This window comes from Paraburkholderia sp. EB58, from assembly GCF_050436665.1.
Lineage (GTDB): Bacteria > Pseudomonadota > Gammaproteobacteria > Burkholderiales > Burkholderiaceae > Paraburkholderia.
On record NZ_JBNDMQ010000017.1, the window covers coordinates 122,576 to 140,506 of the forward strand.

Annotated in this window: 19 protein-coding genes; 15 read left to right on the forward strand and 4 right to left on the reverse strand. The window is 63.6% G+C overall.

Annotated features, from left to right (window positions below):
- Nucleotides 1-30 precede the first annotated feature (30 nt).
- The 7 genes from P3T40_RS24250 to P3T40_RS24280 all read left to right on the forward strand — a co-directional run bounded on the left by P3T40_RS24250 (nt 31) and on the right by P3T40_RS24280 (nt 6,891).
- Nucleotides 31-894, forward strand: a complete 864-nt coding sequence (locus tag P3T40_RS24250; RefSeq protein WP_429270244.1) for a sugar phosphate isomerase/epimerase — start codon at nt 31-33, stop codon at nt 892-894.
- Nucleotides 895-999: 105 nt separating this feature from the next.
- A complete protein-coding gene (locus P3T40_RS24255; protein WP_429270245.1) occupies nt 1,000-2,004 on the forward strand; it encodes a sugar kinase in 1,005 nt (334 codons plus the stop codon).
- 29 nt (nt 2,005-2,033) lie between these two features.
- A complete protein-coding gene (locus tag P3T40_RS24260; protein ID WP_429270246.1) occupies nt 2,034-3,317 on the forward strand; it encodes an MFS transporter in 1,284 nt (427 codons plus the stop codon).
- Nucleotides 3,318-3,321: 4 nt separating this feature from the next.
- Complete coding sequence (locus P3T40_RS24265) at nt 3,322-4,287, forward strand: 2-hydroxyacid dehydrogenase (protein WP_429270247.1); 966 nt, start codon at nt 3,322-3,324, stop codon at nt 4,285-4,287.
- Between the two features lie 13 nt (nt 4,288-4,300).
- The gene (locus tag P3T40_RS24270; RefSeq protein WP_429270248.1) at nt 4,301-5,491 is read left to right on the forward strand and encodes a LacI family DNA-binding transcriptional regulator; all 1,191 of its coding nucleotides are present in this window, start codon (nt 4,301-4,303) and stop codon (nt 5,489-5,491) included.
- Between the two features lie 59 nt (nt 5,492-5,550).
- A complete protein-coding gene (locus tag P3T40_RS24275) occupies nt 5,551-6,465 on the forward strand; it encodes a YhfC family intramembrane metalloprotease (protein WP_429270249.1) in 915 nt (304 codons plus the stop codon).
- 60 nt (nt 6,466-6,525) lie between these two features.
- Nucleotides 6,526-6,891 (forward strand): DUF3022 domain-containing protein, encoded by a 366-nt coding sequence (locus tag P3T40_RS24280; RefSeq protein ID WP_429270250.1) that lies wholly within the window; start codon nt 6,526-6,528, stop codon nt 6,889-6,891.
- A 37-nt stretch (nt 6,892-6,928) separates the two neighbouring features.
- On the opposite strand, the gene P3T40_RS24285 is transcribed toward P3T40_RS24280, so the two are convergent.
- Nucleotides 6,929-7,366, reverse strand: coding sequence for a PGDYG domain-containing protein (locus P3T40_RS24285; RefSeq protein WP_429270251.1), 438 nt, complete (start codon nt 7,364-7,366; stop codon nt 6,929-6,931).
- Between the two features lie 117 nt (nt 7,367-7,483).
- Entirely contained in the window at nt 7,484-7,942 is a 459-nt protein-coding gene (locus P3T40_RS24290; protein ID WP_429270252.1) for a Spy/CpxP family protein refolding chaperone, read from the reverse strand.
- 196 nt (nt 7,943-8,138) lie between these two features.
- Between P3T40_RS24290 and P3T40_RS24295 the strand changes: the two genes are divergently transcribed.
- The 3 genes from P3T40_RS24295 to P3T40_RS24305 all read left to right on the forward strand — a co-directional run bounded on the left by P3T40_RS24295 (nt 8,139) and on the right by P3T40_RS24305 (nt 10,915).
- On the forward strand, nt 8,139-9,023 hold the full coding sequence (locus P3T40_RS24295; RefSeq protein WP_429270253.1) for a LysR family transcriptional regulator: 885 nt from the start codon (nt 8,139-8,141) through the stop codon (nt 9,021-9,023).
- A 51-nt stretch (nt 9,024-9,074) separates the two neighbouring features.
- Nucleotides 9,075-9,539, forward strand: coding sequence for an Lrp/AsnC family transcriptional regulator (locus P3T40_RS24300; protein WP_429270254.1), 465 nt, complete (start codon nt 9,075-9,077; stop codon nt 9,537-9,539).
- 278 nt (nt 9,540-9,817) lie between these two features.
- A complete protein-coding gene (locus P3T40_RS24305) occupies nt 9,818-10,915 on the forward strand; it encodes a saccharopine dehydrogenase C-terminal domain-containing protein (RefSeq protein WP_429270255.1) in 1,098 nt (365 codons plus the stop codon).
- Between the two features lie 19 nt (nt 10,916-10,934).
- Here P3T40_RS24305 and P3T40_RS24310 read toward each other — a convergent pair whose 3' ends face one another.
- Together P3T40_RS24310 and cydX are read right to left on the reverse strand one after the other, a co-directional pair.
- Nucleotides 10,935-11,516: an AAA family ATPase gene (locus P3T40_RS24310; RefSeq protein WP_429270256.1), complete on the reverse strand. Its 582-nt coding sequence runs from the start codon at nt 11,514-11,516 to the stop codon at nt 10,935-10,937.
- The gene (cydX, locus tag P3T40_RS24315; protein ID WP_429270257.1) at nt 11,513-11,671 is read right to left on the reverse strand and encodes a cytochrome bd-I oxidase subunit CydX; all 159 of its coding nucleotides are present in this window, start codon (nt 11,669-11,671) and stop codon (nt 11,513-11,515) included. The genes P3T40_RS24310 and cydX overlap by 4 nt, the downstream gene beginning before the upstream one ends.
- Before the next feature lie 255 nt (nt 11,672-11,926).
- Here cydX and P3T40_RS24320 point away from each other — a divergent pair, with 255 nt between their 5' ends.
- The 5 genes from P3T40_RS24320 (at nt 11,927) to P3T40_RS24340 (ending at nt 17,906) form a co-directional block, all read left to right on the forward strand.
- On the forward strand, nt 11,927-12,367 hold the full coding sequence (locus P3T40_RS24320) for a hypothetical protein (RefSeq protein ID WP_429270258.1): 441 nt from the start codon (nt 11,927-11,929) through the stop codon (nt 12,365-12,367).
- A 208-nt stretch (nt 12,368-12,575) separates the two neighbouring features.
- Nucleotides 12,576-13,553 carry a magnesium/cobalt transporter CorA gene (corA, locus tag P3T40_RS24325; RefSeq protein WP_429270259.1) on the forward strand — a complete coding sequence of 326 codons (978 nt, stop codon included), beginning with the start codon at nt 12,576-12,578 and terminating at the stop codon, nt 13,551-13,553.
- A gap of 423 nt (nt 13,554-13,976) precedes the next feature.
- Nucleotides 13,977-14,933 carry a sugar ABC transporter substrate-binding protein gene (locus P3T40_RS24330; protein ID WP_429270260.1) on the forward strand — a complete coding sequence of 319 codons (957 nt, stop codon included), beginning with the start codon at nt 13,977-13,979 and terminating at the stop codon, nt 14,931-14,933.
- 322 nt (nt 14,934-15,255) lie between these two features.
- The gene (locus tag P3T40_RS24335) at nt 15,256-16,851 is read left to right on the forward strand and encodes a sugar ABC transporter ATP-binding protein (protein WP_429270261.1); all 1,596 of its coding nucleotides are present in this window, start codon (nt 15,256-15,258) and stop codon (nt 16,849-16,851) included.
- Nucleotides 16,848-17,906 (forward strand): ABC transporter permease, encoded by a 1,059-nt coding sequence (locus P3T40_RS24340; RefSeq protein ID WP_429270262.1) that lies wholly within the window; start codon nt 16,848-16,850, stop codon nt 17,904-17,906. The genes P3T40_RS24335 and P3T40_RS24340 overlap by 4 nt, the downstream gene beginning before the upstream one ends.
- Nucleotides 17,907-17,931: the final 25 nt, after the last annotated feature.

The following is a 17,931-nucleotide window of genomic DNA, read 5'->3' on the forward strand; positions in this document are numbered from 1 at the left end:
GGAAACTGCGAAAAGCGGGGTGGTTTCGATATGTCCGAAGTAGTGATCGTCGCGAATGCTTTCGGTGCAGACGCCATCCGGCGCGATGGCCACGAGGCATGGCTGGAGGTGGTGGCACGCTCCGGCGCGGCGGCCTTCGAGGTGCGGCGAGAGCTGTTTGCGTCTGATGCGCAGGCCGGTTTGCCGGCCCTACGCGCACTGGGCGAAGCGATTCGCGCAAGCGGCATGTGGTCGGTCTACTCGACGCCCGCTGAGCTTTATACGGCTGCAGGTGAGTTCGATGAAGCCGCATTGCGGCTTGCGCTCGCGGAGGCGGATGCACTCGGCGCCAGGCTGGTGAAGCTGCAACTGGGCGGGTTTGGAAATGATGCTCGTTATGCGGGTAACGCCGACAAAAGCTACAGCGCCAGCAGCGCCGAAGTGCCGGGCAACTTTAACAGTACCGCAGGCACGACCCAGACAGCCCGGGCCGACGGCGCAAAAATCGCATCCTGCGTGCGCGGTTCCACCGCACGGCTCGTGGTCGAGAACGGACAGTTGCAGGAGGGCGGCCTGGTCGCACAGTTCGTCGGCCTATTCGAGGCCCTGCAACGCGAGGACTATGCGGACGTGCTCGGCATGACCTTCGACATGGGCAACTGGCAGTGGCCCGGCGAAATACCGCTGGATGCCGCCCGGTTGCTCGCCGCGCACGTCGAATACATCCACTGCAAGGCAGTGACCGGCGAGGGTGCGCGGCGTTTCGCGGTGGCCCCGGCAGCGGACGATCCGCTCTGCACCGAAGTGCTGCAAATGCTGCCGCGCGACGTACCGCGTGGCATCGAATTCCCGTTCGACCCGAACCGCTTCGCAGCCGACGCGGCGCACTATGTCGCGTGGCTAGCCGCCGCGTAGCGCGGTCAATGGACGGCAAAGCAACGCTAAACGACGACTCAGTCCACAGCAGACGCAAACCAGATGAATCGGCCACACAATGAATCAGCTTGATCAGGAGACCGCATGAATTCCCCACTCGATGTCATCACCTACGGCGAAGCGATGGCGATGTTCGTCGCGGCCGAAACGGGTCCGCTCGCCGGCGTCGGGCAGTTCACGAAGCGCGTCGCCGGCGCCGATCTGAACGTGGCGATCGGTCTCGCGCGGCTCGGCTTCAAGGTGGGCTGGATGAGCCGGGTCGGCAACGACTCGTTCGGCCAGTACGTGCGCGAAACCTTGATCCGCGAAGGGATCGACCAGCAGCGCGTGATCACCGACGAGCGCTATCCCACCGGTTTCCAGCTCAAGTCGAAAAACGACGACGGCAGCGACCCGGCAATCGAATACTTCCGCAAAGGTTCAGCGGCGAGCCATCTGTCGCCGGACGACTACACAGCGTCCTATGTGCTGCCGGCGCGCCACCTGCATCTGACTGGCGTCGCCCCGGCGATTTCCGCGTCGTCGCGCGAACTGGCCTTCCTGCTGGCGCGGGAAATGCGTGCAGCAGGAAGGACGATCTCGTTCGACCCGAACGTGCGTCCGACCCTTTGGCCTTCGCGTGCGGCGATGGTCGAAGGCTTGAATGCGTTGGCTGAACTCGCGGACTGGGTGTTGCCCGGCATCGGTGAAGGCGAGATTCTCACGGGTTATACCAAGCCTGAAGATATTGCGCGCTTCTATCTCGAGCGGGGCGCGCGTGGCGTGATCATCAAGCTCGGCGCCCGGGGCGCGTATTTCCGCACGGCGGACGATGCCGGCGTGGTCTCGGCGCAGCCGGTCGCGAAGGTGGTCGACACGGTGGGGGCGGGCGATGGTTTCGCGGTCGGCGTCGTGAGCGCCTTGCTCGAAGGGCGGCCGTTGCCGGAAGCGGTGGCACGCGGCAATCGCATTGGGGCGCTGGCGATCCAGGTGATCGGCGACTCCGAAGGTCTGCCGAACCGTGCCGAACTCGATGCATTGGAACAGGGCGACGCCTGCGCGTTGGGCGTCGCAGGGACTCATCAAAAGATGCCGGAGACGCAGGCGTAACGCGACCATCTGGCCGACAGGAGACAAACATGACCTCAACGCTTGCGATTCGCCGCTGGTGGACGATCATGCCGATCGTGTTCATCACGTACAGCCTCGCGTATCTCGACCGCGCGAACTTCGGCTTTGCCTCAGCGGCCGGGATCAATCAGGATCTCGGCATCAGCAAGGGACTGGCGTCGCTGATCGGGGCGCTGTTCTTCCTCGGCTATTTCTTCTTCCAGATCCCCGGCGCGATCTACGCGGAACGCCGCAGCGTCAAGAAGCTGGTGTTCTGGAGCCTGATTCTGTGGGGCGGTTGCGCGTCGCTGACGGGCATCGTCAGCAATATTCCGTCGTTGATGGTGATCCGCTTCGTGCTCGGCGTGGTCGAAGCGGCCGTGATGCCGGCCATGTTGATTTTTATCAGCAACTGGTTCACCAAACGCGAGCGCTCGCGCGCCAATACCTTCCTGATTCTCGGCAATCCGGTGACGGTGCTGTGGATGTCGGTGGTGTCCGGCTATCTGGTGCATTCGTTCGGCTGGCGGCACATGTTCATCGCCGAAGGTGCGCCGGCCATCATCTGGGCCGTGTGCTGGTGGTTCATCGTGCAGGACAAGCCTGCCGAGGTGTCATGGCTCACGCAGCAGCAAAAGAACGACCTCGCCGACACGCTGCGCGCCGAACAGGCCGCCATCAAACCGGTGCGCAACTATGGCGAGGCGTTCCGCTCACCGGCGGTGATCAAACTGTGCGCGCAGTATTTCTGCTGGAGTATCGGCGTGTACGGTTTCGTGCTGTGGCTGCCGTCTATTCTGAAGAACGGTTCGACGCTCGGCATGGTGGAAACCGGCTGGCTCTCGGCGCTGCCCTATCTCGCCGCGACCATCGCCATGCTGGCGGCTTCGTGGGCATCGGATAAACTGAATCGTCGCAAGGTGTTCGTCTGGCCGTTCCTGCTGATCGGCGCGGCGGCGTTTGCGGCCTCCTATGCGATCGGCTCGACGCATTTCTGGATTTCGTATGCGCTGCTGGTCGTCGCAGGCGCGGCGATGTACGCGCCCTACGGACCGTTCTTCGCGATCGTGCCGGAGCTGCTGCCGAAAAATGTCGCCGGTGGCGCGATGGCCCTGATCAACAGTATGGGAGCGCTGGGTTCATTCGTCGGCTCGTATGTGGTCGGCTATCTGAACGGCGCGACCGGCTCGCCGGCTGCATCGTATGGTTTCATGAGCGTGGCGCTCGTCGCCGCGGTGATCCTGACGCTCGCCGTGAAGCCGCAACAGCCGGCATCCGCGAAGCTCGTCGCCAATCCATTGCAAGGAAAATAAGCTGATGAACAAGATTGTCGCCTACAAGCCGCTGCCCGACGACGTGCTCGCGTATCTGCGCGAGCATGCCGAAGTGGTGCAGGTCGATGCCGGGCAGCGCGACGCGTTCGCGGCGGCGCTCAAGGACGCGGACGGCGCGATCGGCGCAAGCGTGAAGATCACCCCGGCCATCCTTGAAGGCGCGAAGAAGCTCAAGGCGCTGTCCACCATCTCGGTAGGCTTCGATAACTTCGATGTGCCCGATCTCACGCAGCGCGGCATCGTGCTCACGCATACGCCGGACGTGCTGACCGAATCGACGGCCGACACGGTGTTTTCGCTGATCCTCGCCACGGCTCGCCGGGTGGTCGAACTGGCGGACTGGGTGAAGGCTGGGAAGTGGCAGGGGAGCGTCGGTCCGGCGCAATTCGGGCTCGAGGTGCAGGGCAAGACGCTTGGCATTGTCGGCCTGGGGCGGATTGGCGGCGCGGTGGCGCGGCGCGCGGCGCTCGGTTTCAACATGAAGGTGCTCTATACCAACCGTAGTCCGAATCCGCAGGCGGAACAGGCCTACGGGGCGCGCCGTGTCGAACTCGCCGAATTGCTGGCGAGCTCCGATTTCGTGTGCCTGCAGGTGCCGCTCACGCCCGAGACGCAGCATCTGATCGGCGCGGCCGAACTGCGTGCGATGAAGAGGAGTGCGATCCTGATCAACGCCTCGCGTGGCGCGACGGTCGACGAAGCGGCGCTGATCGAAGCGTTGCAGTCCGGCACGATCCACGCCGCCGGCCTCGACGTGTTCGAAACCGAACCGTTGCCGGTTGACTCGCCGCTGCTCTCGATGCCCAATGTGGTCGCGCTGCCGCACATCGGTTCGGCGACTCATGAGACGCGCCATGCCATGGCGTTGAACGCAGCGGAAAACCTGGTTGCCGCGCTCGACGGCACGCTGACGCGCAACGTCGTGAACCGCGACGTCCTGCGCAAATAACAGTGAGCACGCCGTGAACAACCCGCATCCCGCAGCCCCGCGCCGCGCCACCATCACCGACGTGGCGCGCGAAGCCGGCACCGGCAAAACCAGCGTGTCGCGTTATCTGAACGGCGAATTTAACGTGCTGTCGCAGGAACTGCGCGCGCGTATCGAAGCGGCGATCGAGCGCCTCGACTACCAGCCTAATCAGATGGCGCGTGGCCTGAAGCGTGGCCGCAACCGGCTGATCGGGATGCTGGTTGCGGACCTGACGAATCCGTATTCGGTCGAAGTGCTGCAGGGTGTCGAAGCGGCCTGCCACGCGCTCGGCTACATGCCCCTCATCTGCCATGCGGCCAACGAAGTGGAGATGGAGCGCCGCTATCTGCAACTGCTGACCACCTACCGGGTGGAAGGCGTGATCGTCAACGCGCTTGGCGTGCGCGAAGAAACCTTGCGACCGGTGGGTGAGGGCGGCATTCCGGCAGTGCTGGTGGACCGCATGGTGGACGGGCTCGTTGCCGACATGGTGGGGCTCGACAATACGGCGGCGGTCGAACTGGCCACCCATCATCTGCTCGAGCGCGGCTTCGACGACATCTGGTTCGTCGTGCAACCGTTCGAGCGGGTCAGTTCGCGGCGGCTGCGCGAGGCGGCGTTTCGCGAGGTGATCGACGGCCAGGCTCGCGCCCGAGGCCACACGGTGGTGCTGGAGCTGGGCGATGCGGCGGCGGTCGAGCAGACGCTCGCCGAACTGGATCGCGCCGTGGACGCTGCCATTGATGCTTCACCTGGTGTGACCTTCCACCTCGCACCCGGTGCCGCCTCCGACGTGGCACCCGGCGTTACCGTCGACCTCACACACGGTACCCGGGCCGTCGACACGAAGTCAGGCACTGCACCTGGCCACGCTCAAGGTAGCACTGCCGCAGGCGCCCGACGTGTCGCGTTGTTCGCGGCCAACGCCCCGGTCGCGCTGTGTCTCGCCCGGCATCTGAACGCGCGCCGTGGCGCACGCTGGCAGGAGCGCATCGCACTGTTGTCGGTCGACGACCCTGAATGGGCCGAATTCGCCGGCATTACGACGATCCGCCAGCCGACTTATCAGATCGGCTACCGTGCGGTGGAGTTTCTCCATGAGCGCATCGATGGGGTCGAGGCGGCCGTTCGCGACTGCCTGCTGCCCGGCGAATTGATCGTGCGCGCCTCAACTTCGCGCTGATCTGCGATCATTCGGGCTGCGGCGCGCAGCGGTGCGCGCCGGTCATCGCAAGGAAACCCATGGTTGTTGCACCCCTCACGCTTACCTGTCTCGTACTCGCGACGCTGTTCGTCGCTCTTTTACCGATTGTGCTGTTCCGGCGCCTGCGCCGCCCGTTCGGGTTGAACGGCCGCGATACGATCGCGGGCATCGCCGTGTTTGCACTGTGCGCCATGGTGATCGAACGCGCGGTAAATGGCTTCGTGCTGCATCAGGCGATCACCGCCGCATGGCTGTCGAACCCGCTCAACTTCGTCATCTACGGCGCGCTGATCGCCGGCGTTTGCCAGGAGGTGGGACGTTTCGTTGCGATGCGGCTGATGTGGCGGCGTGCGACGGCAAGCACTGGGACGGCGGCCCATTCCGTCCCGGGACCGTCTATCGCGGCGGCGGACGCGGCTGCTACGACGACCGCAACGGCTACGAAGCTGGCGAGGGCGGCAAGGCCCAGAAAGGCACCTGCCACCTCGACCGGCGATAGCACGGCCCTCGGCTATGGCATCGGCCATGGCGGCGCCGAGGCCTGGATGGTCGGCGTGCTGGTTGAGATACAGTGGATCGTGTTTGCGGTGGTGGAAAACCGCGGCCAGCTCGAGAACTATCTGGACAACGTCCCCGTCGATTCGATGATGCGGATCCACCTGATTCTCGCCAGCCTGTCGCCGCAGACCGCGGGCATTTTCGTGTTGGAACGGGCGGCGTCGCTGGTGCTGCAGATCGGCCTGTCGGTGCTGATGTGGCGTGGCGTGCGAGCCGGCTGGCGCGGTATTCTGCCCTTGGCGATCGCGGCACATGCACTCGTCGAAGTACCCGCCGCGCTGTTTCAGGCCAAGCTCTTGCCGCTCGCCGCGGTGGATGGCCTGTATGCGCTGCTGGCGCTGATCGTGGCCGGTGTGCTGGTCAAAATTTTCCGCCGCGAGGCGCAAATGGCCTGAAAGCGGACCTGAGCACGCACCCCAACCCTCTGGCGATTTTCCTACCTTCGGTCTGTAAAAATGGAAGCCTACCAATACGACTGCGCGAGCCCCGACTTTGAAGAGCTGGCGCGGGTCATCAGCGACCTGTTTCCCGAACAGACGCAGTTTATCCAGCGCGCGGCCGAGGACGGCACGCCAACGCTGGCGGTGCACTGGGTGGCGATGCGCTTTGGCGCAGCGGCACGCCGCATTACGGTGACGCTGGCGATGACACCTGCGGTGCTGGAGCGTTACCGGGCAACGCCGGCGCGGCAGCGCGGACGCAGCTTTGCGGTGCTGCGCGCGTACGTCGAAGCGACCATCGGCTCGCTTGAAGAGCAGTATGCGAACGGCGAGGCGGTGCCGCGCGAAGTCACGATCGAACTCGACGAGCAGTTCGCATGACCGTGGGGCGGCAGCGTGCCGCCCTGGCGCGCTGTCTTCAATCTACCGTTCGATAAACCTTGGCAAAGCGCGCCGCCTGCACGACGCCAAAGTCGCCCGGCGCGTATTGCATTACCCAGTCGCCGGCCGTGCCGTGCAGCACGTCGCCGCCGGCCGCGGAACGCGCCAGCGAGAACGGCTCGTCCATCCGCCGCGCCAGTACGACAGCCGGGCGGTTGCGGTATGGGCCCGGCTCGCCGTGGGCGAGAGCAGGCTCGGCGGGGACGTATTTCGCGTCGAAGCGATCGCGCGACACCACCCAGCGGTCTCCGGTTGAGCCCGTCACCAGGGCATCGCGCGGCGCATAGCGGTTCGGGCCTTCGAGGCTCATCAGTTCACCATCGCCGGGCGCAAATTCGACTGTGACGGTTTCGTCCTTGACGACACGTTGAGCGGCCGCGTCGGAGCGCAGGTCGAGGTTCTTGAGTTCGATCATGAGGCAGGGTGCCGGTAAGGTAAGAGCCGAATAATGCCAGAAGCATAAAAGACAACGCCTGCCGGTGAGGGCAGGCGTTGTGTGAGGCGTACCTGAAGCGTTCGGACAGCGAGGGCCTTACTGCGGCGCTTTACCGTGCTTCTTGCCACCGTTGTGCGGACCTTGGTGGAAGGTCTGATCGGCCAGCTTCTTCTGTTCCGGCGAGAGGCTGCTGTAGAGCGGTTCGAACGCATCCACCAGCTTCTTCATGCCGTCAGCATGCGCTTGTGCGATCGTCGAGTATTGCTTCATGTCGTCGAGCGCCGACAGGGCGCCCGCTTCCTGGCGCTGTTTGAACAGCGCGCCCATGGTCTCGCCGTTGTTGCGCATCACGTCCGCAAAAGCGTTCCACTGCGTTTCCTGCGCCGAGGTGATCTTGAGCTGCGAGTGCAGGTAGGCAATACGGTCTTCGACGTTGCGCTCATGCTTGCCCGCCGGTGCGGACGCGGCGGCGGGAGCCGAGGCCGGTGCGGCGGTCTGTGCGAAGGCGCCGCTCATGGCGAGCGTGGAAGCCAGGATTACCAGTGCTTTTTTCATCGAAACTCCTGATGTTCGTTCGTATTCGGATACAGCGCAGTAGCGCGCGGACAAGGCGCGGGTCATGCAGATGGCGTCTTGCCAATGAGCCGGTCGGAATGCCCGCTTTGCCAAGCTCGCTATTAGTATCACGATATCCCTACAATGCGACTACGTTGCGACAAACGCTTACAACCGAAACGAACAGGAAACGCGGGTGGATAAATTTGTCAGCATGGAGATCTTCGTGGCTGTGGTGGAGGCGGGTAGCCTGACGGCCGCAGCCGAAAGGTTCGATATTTCTTCGGCAATGGTTGGTAAACATATCCGTTCGCTTGAGACGCGGCTTGCCACCCGCCTTCTGACTCGCACCACGCGCCGTCAAAGTCTGACGGAGATTGGTCGTCAGTACTACGAGCAGTGCCGGCGCATTCTGACTGACGTGAAGGAGGCCGAGTCACTTGCCGAGGCGATGACCGCGACGCCACGCGGTGTGTTGAAAGTGACAGCGCCGCTGACCTACGGCGTCGAGGTGTTCGCACCGGCGATGACCGACTACCTGAATGCATGGCCCGACGTGAGTCTCGAACTCGATCTGTCCAATCGGGTGATCGACCTTGTCGAAGAGAGCTTCGATGCCGCTGTGCGGATCGGCCGGCTGCCGGATTCAAGCTTTGTCGCGCGGCCGTTGAAGCCTTACCGGATGCGGGCGTGTGCCTCGCCCGAGTATCTGACGCGGGCCGGCACGCCGCGCTCGCCGGCCGATCTGGCGCAGCACGAGTGCCTCGGATTTTTGCATTGGGGCCGCGAGGGCGCGTGGCGGCTAAACGGCGAAGCGGAGGGCGAGAGCCCGCTGCGTGCCGGCCGCTTTCGGGCGAACAACGGGCAGGCGCTCAAAGTGGCGGCGTTGCGCGGCTTCGGTTTGGTGTTGCAACCGGAGGCGTTGCTCGCGAGAGAAATTGCCAGTGGACAGCTGGTGTCGGTGCTCGAAGAGTATCTGCCGCCGGGCGCGCCCGTGCATCTGATCTACCCGCGCGACCGCCGCGCCACGCCTAAGCTGACGAGCTTCATTGACTTCGTGATCGAACGCTTCGGCGCGTGATGTGATAATCCGCACCATGCTCTTCAACTTTCCCAAACAAGATTGCCATCGATGAGACCACCGCGCCTCGATCAACTCGACGACCTCGACCGTAACCTCGTTGCGCTGCTGCAAGCCAACGCGCGCGAAAGCGTGGCCGACCTCGCGCGCCAGCTCGGCGTGGCGCGCACGACGGTGATCGCGCGCATTGCGCGGCTCGAACGCACCAACGTCATTGCGGGCTACAGCGTGAGGCTCGGCCAGGATGTGCTCGATGCGAGCATCTACGCTTACGTCGGCATCATCATCGCACCCAGGCACGGGCTGGACGTGCAGAAGCGGCTCGGCAAGATGCCCGAGGTGCAGTTGCTGTGCGCGGTGAGCGGCGAGTTCGATTACGTCGCGTGGCTACGCGCGGATTCGCCGGACCGGCTCAATGACCTGCTCGATCAGATCGGCACGCTGGAGGGCGTCGAGCGCACGACGACGTCGATCATTCTGGCGCGCAAGATCGATCGGGGGATGATTGGGGGGTGAGCGAGGAGGGCTGGAGCCGCTATAAGCGCCTGCCCTCGGAACTGTTATCGGCCCTCGCTTTCACCACTCTGTTTACACCGCTTTTATGCATTTTCGTCAGATTGATGTATTGCGTCGTCATATCGTCGAAATAGCTGGTCATAGCGCAGCACTTTGTGCCTATAAACTGATTTTGCTTCTCCCTAAACTGTATCGCAGGGTTCAGCCCGCCGGGCGCAGCGCCAAGCGCAGCGCACTTTCGACGCTGGAGACAGCATACACAGAACAAGGAGAAGCATATGAAAGTTGCCATCGTTGGCGCAGGTTTGATCGGTCACACCATTGCTCATATGCTGCGTGAAACCGGGGACTACGAAGTCGTCGCGTTCGACCGTGATCAGCACGCCCTGGACAAGCTCGCCGAGCAGGGCATCCCGACCCGCCGCGTGGACTCCGCCGACGCCGCCGCGTTGCGCGCCGCCGTGCAAGGCTTCGACGCGCTGGTCAACGCACTGCCGTACTACCTGGCTGTGAACGTTGCGACGGCGGCCAAGGGCGCCGGGGTTCATTACTTCGACCTGACCGAAGACGTCCGTGCGACGACCGCGATTCGCGCGATCGCTGATGAATCCGACCACGCCTTCATGCCGCAATGCGGCCTGGCGCCTGGCTTTATCGGCATCGCCGCGCATGAACTGGCGAACCGCTTCACCGAAATCCGCGACGTCAAGATGCGCGTCGGCGCGCTGCCGGAATTTCCGACCAATGCGCTGAAGTACAACCTGACGTGGAGCGTCGACGGCCTGATCAACGAGTACTGCCAGCCGTGCGAAGCGATCCGCGACAGCCGCACGCAATGGGTGCAGCCGCTCGAAGGCCTCGAGCACTTCTCGCTCGACGGCACCGAATACGAAGCCTTCAACACCTCCGGCGGTCTCGGTACGCTGTGCGAAACGCTGTCGGGCCGCGTCGAAACGCTCGACTATAAATCGGTCCGCTATCCGGGCCATCGCGAACTGATGAAGTTCCTGCTGGAAGACCTGCGCCTTGCGAGCGATCGCGATAACCTGAAGTCGATCATGCGCCGTTCGGTACCGTCGACCGCACAGGACGTCGTGCTGGTCTTCATCACCGTGACGGGGATGCGCGACGGTCAGTTGGTGGAAGATGTGTTCACGCGCAAGATTTTCGCGAAGACGGTCTGCGGTGTGCCGATGAGCGCGATCCAGATCACCACGGCTGGGGCCATGTGCGCCGTGCTCGATCTGTTCCGCGAGAAAAAGCTGCCGCAACGCGGGTTTGTGCGTCAGGAGCAGGTCTCGCTGCGTGATTTCCTGGCGAACCGCTTCGGTCAACTGTACGAGGGGCGCTCGCTTGACACGATGGCGACGGTTTAAGTCGCGCGCTCACGCGCTGCTACGCGGTCACAATCCGCGCAAGCAGCGCGTCGTAGTCCTGCGCATCGGGCGCCGTGTTGTCGAACATCAGCACGTCCACGCTGCTTTCGGCACTCGGCACGAAGCGCCGTTGCCGGTATTCGTCCCAATGGGCGAGCTTATAGGCGTCGTTTGGATCCCCTCGCTCAAGGATCCGTTGACGCGCCGTCTCTTCCGAGGTGGTCACCCAGACCACGCGAATCTCGATGTCATCGCTGACTTCCAGCCACGCCCGATCGAACAGTTTGCGCTCGCGCACTTCGCGCGAGAGCGGCGCCACAACCAGTGCGCCGATGCCGAGTGCGAGGTTGTCCCGCGCGGTGTCGATCAGGCCGCGGTACTCCGGGTCGCGCAGATGCTGAAGGAAGAGTGGGCTGTCGCGGTCGTTGGGGTCGTTGGTCAGCAGTCCCATCGCGGCGGCACTGTAGCCGCCGTATAGCGTGTCTTTGTCCAGCAGACAGAAGGCGCTGCCGGCTGCCGTCATCAACGGGCCGATCAGCCGTCTGGCGAGTGTGGTCTTGCCCGTGCCTGCATGTCCGCAGATAAAAACCAGGTACGTCACAAACGCTTGTCTCCGTTCGGGCCAACCGGGCTGACAGCCGCATCGTTCGGCGCCGCGTCACGGGTGAACGTGCCGTTGGCCTCGAGCCACATCACATTGATGATCCCAAAGCCGAGCGCCACGCCGATACCCAGAATCCAGCTGAAATACCACATGGCAATCTCCTTGATGGAAATCCGGAATACTCGATGCGTGGCGCGTCGCGTTGGCGGGTGTAGCGAAGCAAACGTGGTGGCACGTGAGGAGCATGCTGTCCCTGTGACACGATCATGAACAAGTTGCGGGCCGCGCGCAAGAGGGCGTGAGGCTAGCCGTTCGGCCAGGCTGGCGGATTGGTGGTGCGTTGCTATCATGGCAAAACGCTGGCATCCGCCGCACGCCACATCAATAAAAAGGGGAGACGCGCCATCATGCCAAAGCACCTGCCAGTCATCTGGCGAGCCGCAGTGCTGGCCGCCGTGCTCGCCGGCCTTGCCGCCTGCGCCTCGGAACCGGCGGAGCCGGTGGCGTTCAAACCGGTGCCGGCAGAACGCATCGTCAAGGCGGGCTACACCCAGCCCGGGGAGGGGCTCGTCGCCGTGGACGTGCGGCGCGAACGTTCGCGCGATCTGGTCGTTCGGTTTCGCGACGCGCTCGTGTACGTGGACGGCGAGCAGGTCACCGACCTGTTGAACGGCGAGCATGTCGTCTTCTACCTGAGTCCTGGCGTGCACCGCATTGCGGTCTCGACGCAATTCGATCCGATTGTCGAAATCCGTTTCGTCGTGACCGCCGACAACCGTTACACCAACCGCGCCTCGGCTACCTTCAACGCGGATCATCGCATTGAACTGCACCGGGTCGCGCAATAGCGTAATCACGCGAATACCGCGCCGTACGTGTTCCGCCCGGCTGGGTTGCCCACGCCGCGCTGGCTCGAAGTGACAATTCGCGGACATCCCTGACACATAAAGCCGCTAACATGGCGGCTGTCATGTGTTCAAACGCGCCTGCGTGCTGTCCCGGTCAAGCACCGCGACGGCTTGCAAACCCGGCGCCGCTTTCAAGGTAACCCACACCATGCTGATCAATTGCGCGGCCTACCAGGATGGCCGCAAGCTCGCCGATATCCCGATCGAAGACATCAGCGAGTACGTTGCGCGGCCCGAGTGCTTCGTCTGGGTCGCACTGAAGGACCCGAGTCCTGACGAGCTCGGCGTGATGAAGGAAGAGTTCGGCCTGCACGAACTCGCTGTCGAAGACGCGCTGGTGGGCCACCAACGACCGAAGATCGAAGAGTACGGCGAGTCGCTGTTCGCAATCATGCATACGGTCGAGATGGATGACGACAACGAGCTGCTGATCGGCGAGGTCGACGTGTTTGTCGGCTCGAACTATGTGCTTTCCGTGCGGCACCGGACACGCTTTGGTTTTAGCGACGTGCGTGCGCGCTGCGAGCGCGAACCGAAGCTGCTCAAGGAAGGTTCAGCCTTCGTACTGTATGCGCTCGCTGACTTTATCGTCGACCGCTACTTTCCGATTCTCGAGGCGCTTGGCGCGGAAATCGAGGAGGTCGAAGACCGCATCTTCGACAAGAACAGCTTGAGCGTGTCGCGCGCGATCATCGAGGACCTGTATTCGCTCAAGCGCCGGCTCGTGAGCTTCCAGCATCACGTGGCGCCGTTGCAGGAAGCGATCAGCAAGCTGAGCGGCGGCCGGGTTCCGCAGGTGTGCTCAGGAATGGAAGCCTACTTCCGTGACATCTACGACCATCTCGAACGCATCGTGCGCACCATAGACGGCCGCCGGGAAATGATCGTGACGGCGATCCAGGTCGATCTCGGCATGATTTCGCTGGCCGAGAGCGAGGTGACCAAGCGCCTCGGCTCCTTCGCCGCCCTGTTCGCGGTGCCGACGATGATTGCCGGCATCTACGGCATGAACTTTCAGACCATCCCCGAGCTGCACTACAAGTACGGCTATCCGATCTGCATCGCCGTGATGTTCACGGTTGACGTGTTCCTGTGGTGGCGCTTTCGCAAGGCCGGCTGGCTTTAACTACCGGCCAGTGCAGCACGGCGGGGCCCAATACGCCCAGGGCCGTGCCCACGAAACCCACTCGCCGCCATGCCGTACGCATAACCATCGCTCCCCGCACGATGCTCCCACTTGCATCGTACGCAATATCAGTCCAGCATTAGCGGCCCGCCGCCGGCAAACCTTGCAGGCGGTGGCAAACCAGCATGTGCGGACCAAACGGGAGATCCATGCCAAAACAACCTCAGAAGACCTGTTCAAACGGACGCCTGAGTTCGAGCCAACGCGGACGTATCAACTGCACGCAGCGGGCGAGGCGCCTGTGCGGTGCAACAATACAATCCGTTGACACTGACAACTGGCTGCATTGAGAATGGGCTTCGCAAACGTTTGCGCTAAATTAATAACGCGGCTCATCGTGAGCCTATAAATCTGGAGATATGCATGGACCACCGCATTCGCCGCCGCGTCCTGGCGGCCGCTGTCGTTCTGACTGCTTCCGTTGCGCTGCCTTTTTCATCCGCTCATGCAGAGGCTGCCAAAAAGCCGAAAGTGGCGCTCGTCATGAAGTCGCTCGCCAATGAGTTCTTCCTCACCATGGAAAACGGCGCGAAGGACTATCAGAAACACAACCCGAATGAATTCGACCTGATCACCAACGGCATCAAGAACGAGACGGACACGGCCGCCCAGATCCAGATCGTCGAGCAGATGATCGTTTCGAAGGTCGATGCGATCGTGTTGGCGCCGGCCGATTCGAAAGCGCTGGTGCCAGTGGTCAAGAAAGCGATCGATGCAGGCATCATCGTCGTGAATATCGACAACCGGCTGGACCCGGACGTGCTTAAGTCGAAAGACTTGAACGTGCCGTTTGTCGGTCCCGACAACGCCAAGGGCGCGCAGAAGGTGGGCGACTACCTGGCGAAGAAGCTGAAGGCCGGTGACGAGGTCGCCATCGTCGAAGGCGTGTCGACGACCACCAACGCGCAGCAGCGCACCGCCGGCTTCAAGGCGGCGATGCAGCAGGTCGGCGCGAAGATCGACTCGGTGCAGTCGGGCGAGTGGGAAATCGACAAAGGCAACGCCGTCGCTTCGGCCATGCTCAACGAGTACCCGAACCTGAAGGCGCTGCTGTGCGGCAACGACAACATGGCCATCGGTGCGGTCTCGGCCGTGCGCGCGGCCGGTAAGCAGGGTAAGGTCTATGTGGTCGGCTATGACGACATCGACGCCATCAAGCCGATGTTGAAGGACGGCCGCGTGCTCGCGACCGCCGATCAGTACGCGGCCAAGCAGGCCGTGTTCGGCATCGATACGGCGCTCAAGGCCTTGAGCGAGCACAAGAAGCAATCCGAATTGTCTGGCGTGGTGGAAACGCCGGTCGATCTGGTGACGAAATAAGCTGAGTTCAGCTTAACGCAAGCGGGCACCGCGATCGCGCTGCAGTTTGGCGCGATCCGGCCGGCCGGATTGGACGGCCAGTGCAGATGGCCAGTTCGGAGAACCTGCCCGTGCCAATTCAATAAACGCTCAAGAAAGCTGCGCCGCCGCCGTTATTCCAGAGATAAGCGTCATGTTGGCGGACGCGGCGGGACGGGGCGCGTTGGAAAGTCCAGCGTGTTACCCGCCTTGAGCCGGCATGACACGTGGTCGCCCGACCCGGGCTTGAGCCGGCTGCGTCCGTCTGAAGCCCACGTAAGGCGGCCCCGGAACCAGGATCGCGATGGAATTGACTGATCACCACGCACTGCCCGCCGTGTTGTCCGTGACGGGGATCGGCAAGACATATGCCGAACCCGTGCTCGCTGACGTTGCGCTCTCGCTCTTTGCCGGCGAGGCGTTGGCGCTGACGGGCGAAAACGGCGCGGGCAAGAGCACCTTGTCGAAGATCATCGGCGGCCTTGTCGTGCCGACCGGCGGCACGATGCGTCTTGCCGATGCGCCGTATGCGCCGGCCAGCCGCACCGAAGCCGAGGCGCTCGGGGTGCGCATGGTGATGCAGGAACTGAACCTGCTGCCGACCTTGTCGGTGGCAGAAAACCTGTTTTTGAACCGCTTGCCGCAGGCTGGTCCGCTGCGCTTCGGCTGGATCGACCGCCGCCGCCTGCGCGAAGATGCGCGCGCCGCGATGGCGCAGGTTGGGCTCGAAGCGATCGACCCGGACACGTTGGTCGGCGAGTTGGGCATCGGTCATCAGCAGATGGTCGAAATCGCCCGCAACCTGATTGGCGACTGTCGGGTGCTGATCCTCGACGAGCCGACCGCGATGCTGACCGCGCGCGAAGTCGACCTGCTGTTCGAGCAGATTGAGCGGCTCAAGTCGCGCGGCGTTGCTCTGGTCTATATCTCGCACCGGCTGGAAGAGTTGGCCAAGGTGGCCGAGCGGGTGGCGGTGCTGCGCGATGGCCGGCTGGTGAAGGTCGAGGCCATGAACGCGCTCACGAGCGAGCAGATCGTCACGCTGATGGTGGGGCGCGAGATCGGCGAGCGGATCGATCTGGGCGTGCGCAACATCGGTGCGCCGCTCCTGAAGGTCGAGGGCCTCACGCGTGGCAAGGTCGTGAATGACGTTTCCTTCGAGGTGCGCGCGGGCGAGATCTTCGGCGTGAGCGGTCTGATCGGCGCGGGCCGTACCGAGCTGATGCGGCTCATTTTCGGCGCCGACCAGAAGGACAGCGGCACGGTGTCGCTGGCAGCTACGCCCGGCGCGGCACCGACGCCAGTGCAGATTGGGTCGCCGACGGACGCCGTGAATCACGGCATTGCGCTCATCACCGAGGATCGCAAGGGGGAAGGATTGTTGCTGCCGCAACCGATCGCGGCGAATGTCTCGCTCGGCAATATCGGCAGTGTGGCGCGCCACGGTGTGGTCGATGCGAAGCGCGAGAACGCGCTGGCGCAAAAGCAGATCGCAGCGATGCGGATTCGCAGCTCTGGGCCGGGGCAGATAGTCGGCGAGCTATCGGGCGGTAATCAGCAGAAGGTCGTGATCGGCCGCTGGCTGGCGCGCGATTGCCGCGTGCTGTTATTCGACGAACCGACGCGCGGCATCGACGTCGGCGCGAAGTTCGATATCTATGGTCTGATGGGCGCGCTGGCTCGCGAGGGCCGTGCGCTCGTCGTGGTGTCGAGCGACCTGCGCGAACTGATGCTGATCTGCGACCGGATCGGCGTGATGTCGGCGGGACGCATGACGGGGATGTTCGAGCGCGCCAGCTGGACCCAGGACGCGTTGCTGGCCGCGGCATTTGCGGGCTATCGCGCGCGCGAAACGCTGCTGCACGCCGTCGACACCAACGAACCAGGGAGTCTGTCATGACGAAGCAACCGGTACCTCCGGGCGGCAATCAGGGCGCCGCTCAAGGTGCCCCCGGCGCGGCGAGCGTGACGCCCCCGGCCGACCCGTCCGCGCCGCTCGCGAGCGGCAAGCCGGCGGGCACGCGTCTCGGCTTTTCGAACTATCTGGGTCTGGCGGGCGCGCTGCTGGCGATGATCGTGCTGTTTTCGGTGCTCAGCTCGCACTTTCTGACCTACGACACGTTCAGCACGATCGCCAACCAGATTCCCGACCTGGTCGTGATGGCGGTGGGCATGACTTTCGTGCTGATCATCGCCGGGATCGACCTGTCGGTCGGCTCGGTGCTGGCGTTGGGCGCGTCGGTGGTCAGTGTGGCAGCCCTGAAGTGGCATTGGGCGCCGCTGCCGGCGGCGGTGCTCGGTATGGCCGCGGCCGCGCTGACCGGCACGGTGACGGGCGGGATCACGGTGGGCTGGCGGATTCCGTCGTTCATCGTCTCGCTCGGCGTGCTGGAAGCGGCGCGCGGCCTGGCCTACCAGATGACGAACTCGCGTACCGCCTATATCGGCGACGCATTTGACGTGCTGTCCAACCCGATCGCCTTCGGCATTTCGCCGGCCTTCCTGATCGCGGTGGCGGTCATGGTAATTGCGCATCTGGTGCTTACGCGCACGGTGTTCGGCCGCTACCTGGTCGGCATCGGCACGAATGAGGAAGCGGTGCGGCTGGCCGGCGTCAATCCGCGCCCTTATAAGGTCATCGTGTTTGCGCTGATGGGGGCGCTCTCCGGCCTCGCGGCGCTGTTCCAGATTTCGCGGCTCGAAGCGGCCGACCCGAACGCGGGCGACGGCATTGAACTGCAGGTGATCGCGGCGGTCGTCATTGGCGGTACGAGCCTGATGGGCGGCCGGGGTTCGGTGATCAGCACGTTTTTCGGTGTGTTGATCATCTCGGTGCTGGCGGCGGGACTTGCGCAGATCGGCGCGAACGAACCCACCAAACGTATCATCACCGGCGCGGTGATCGTAGTGGCGGTGGTGCTGGATACGTATCGAAGCCGACGCAAGCGCGCCTAGGCGGCGAGCGTCGGCGTGGTAGCAG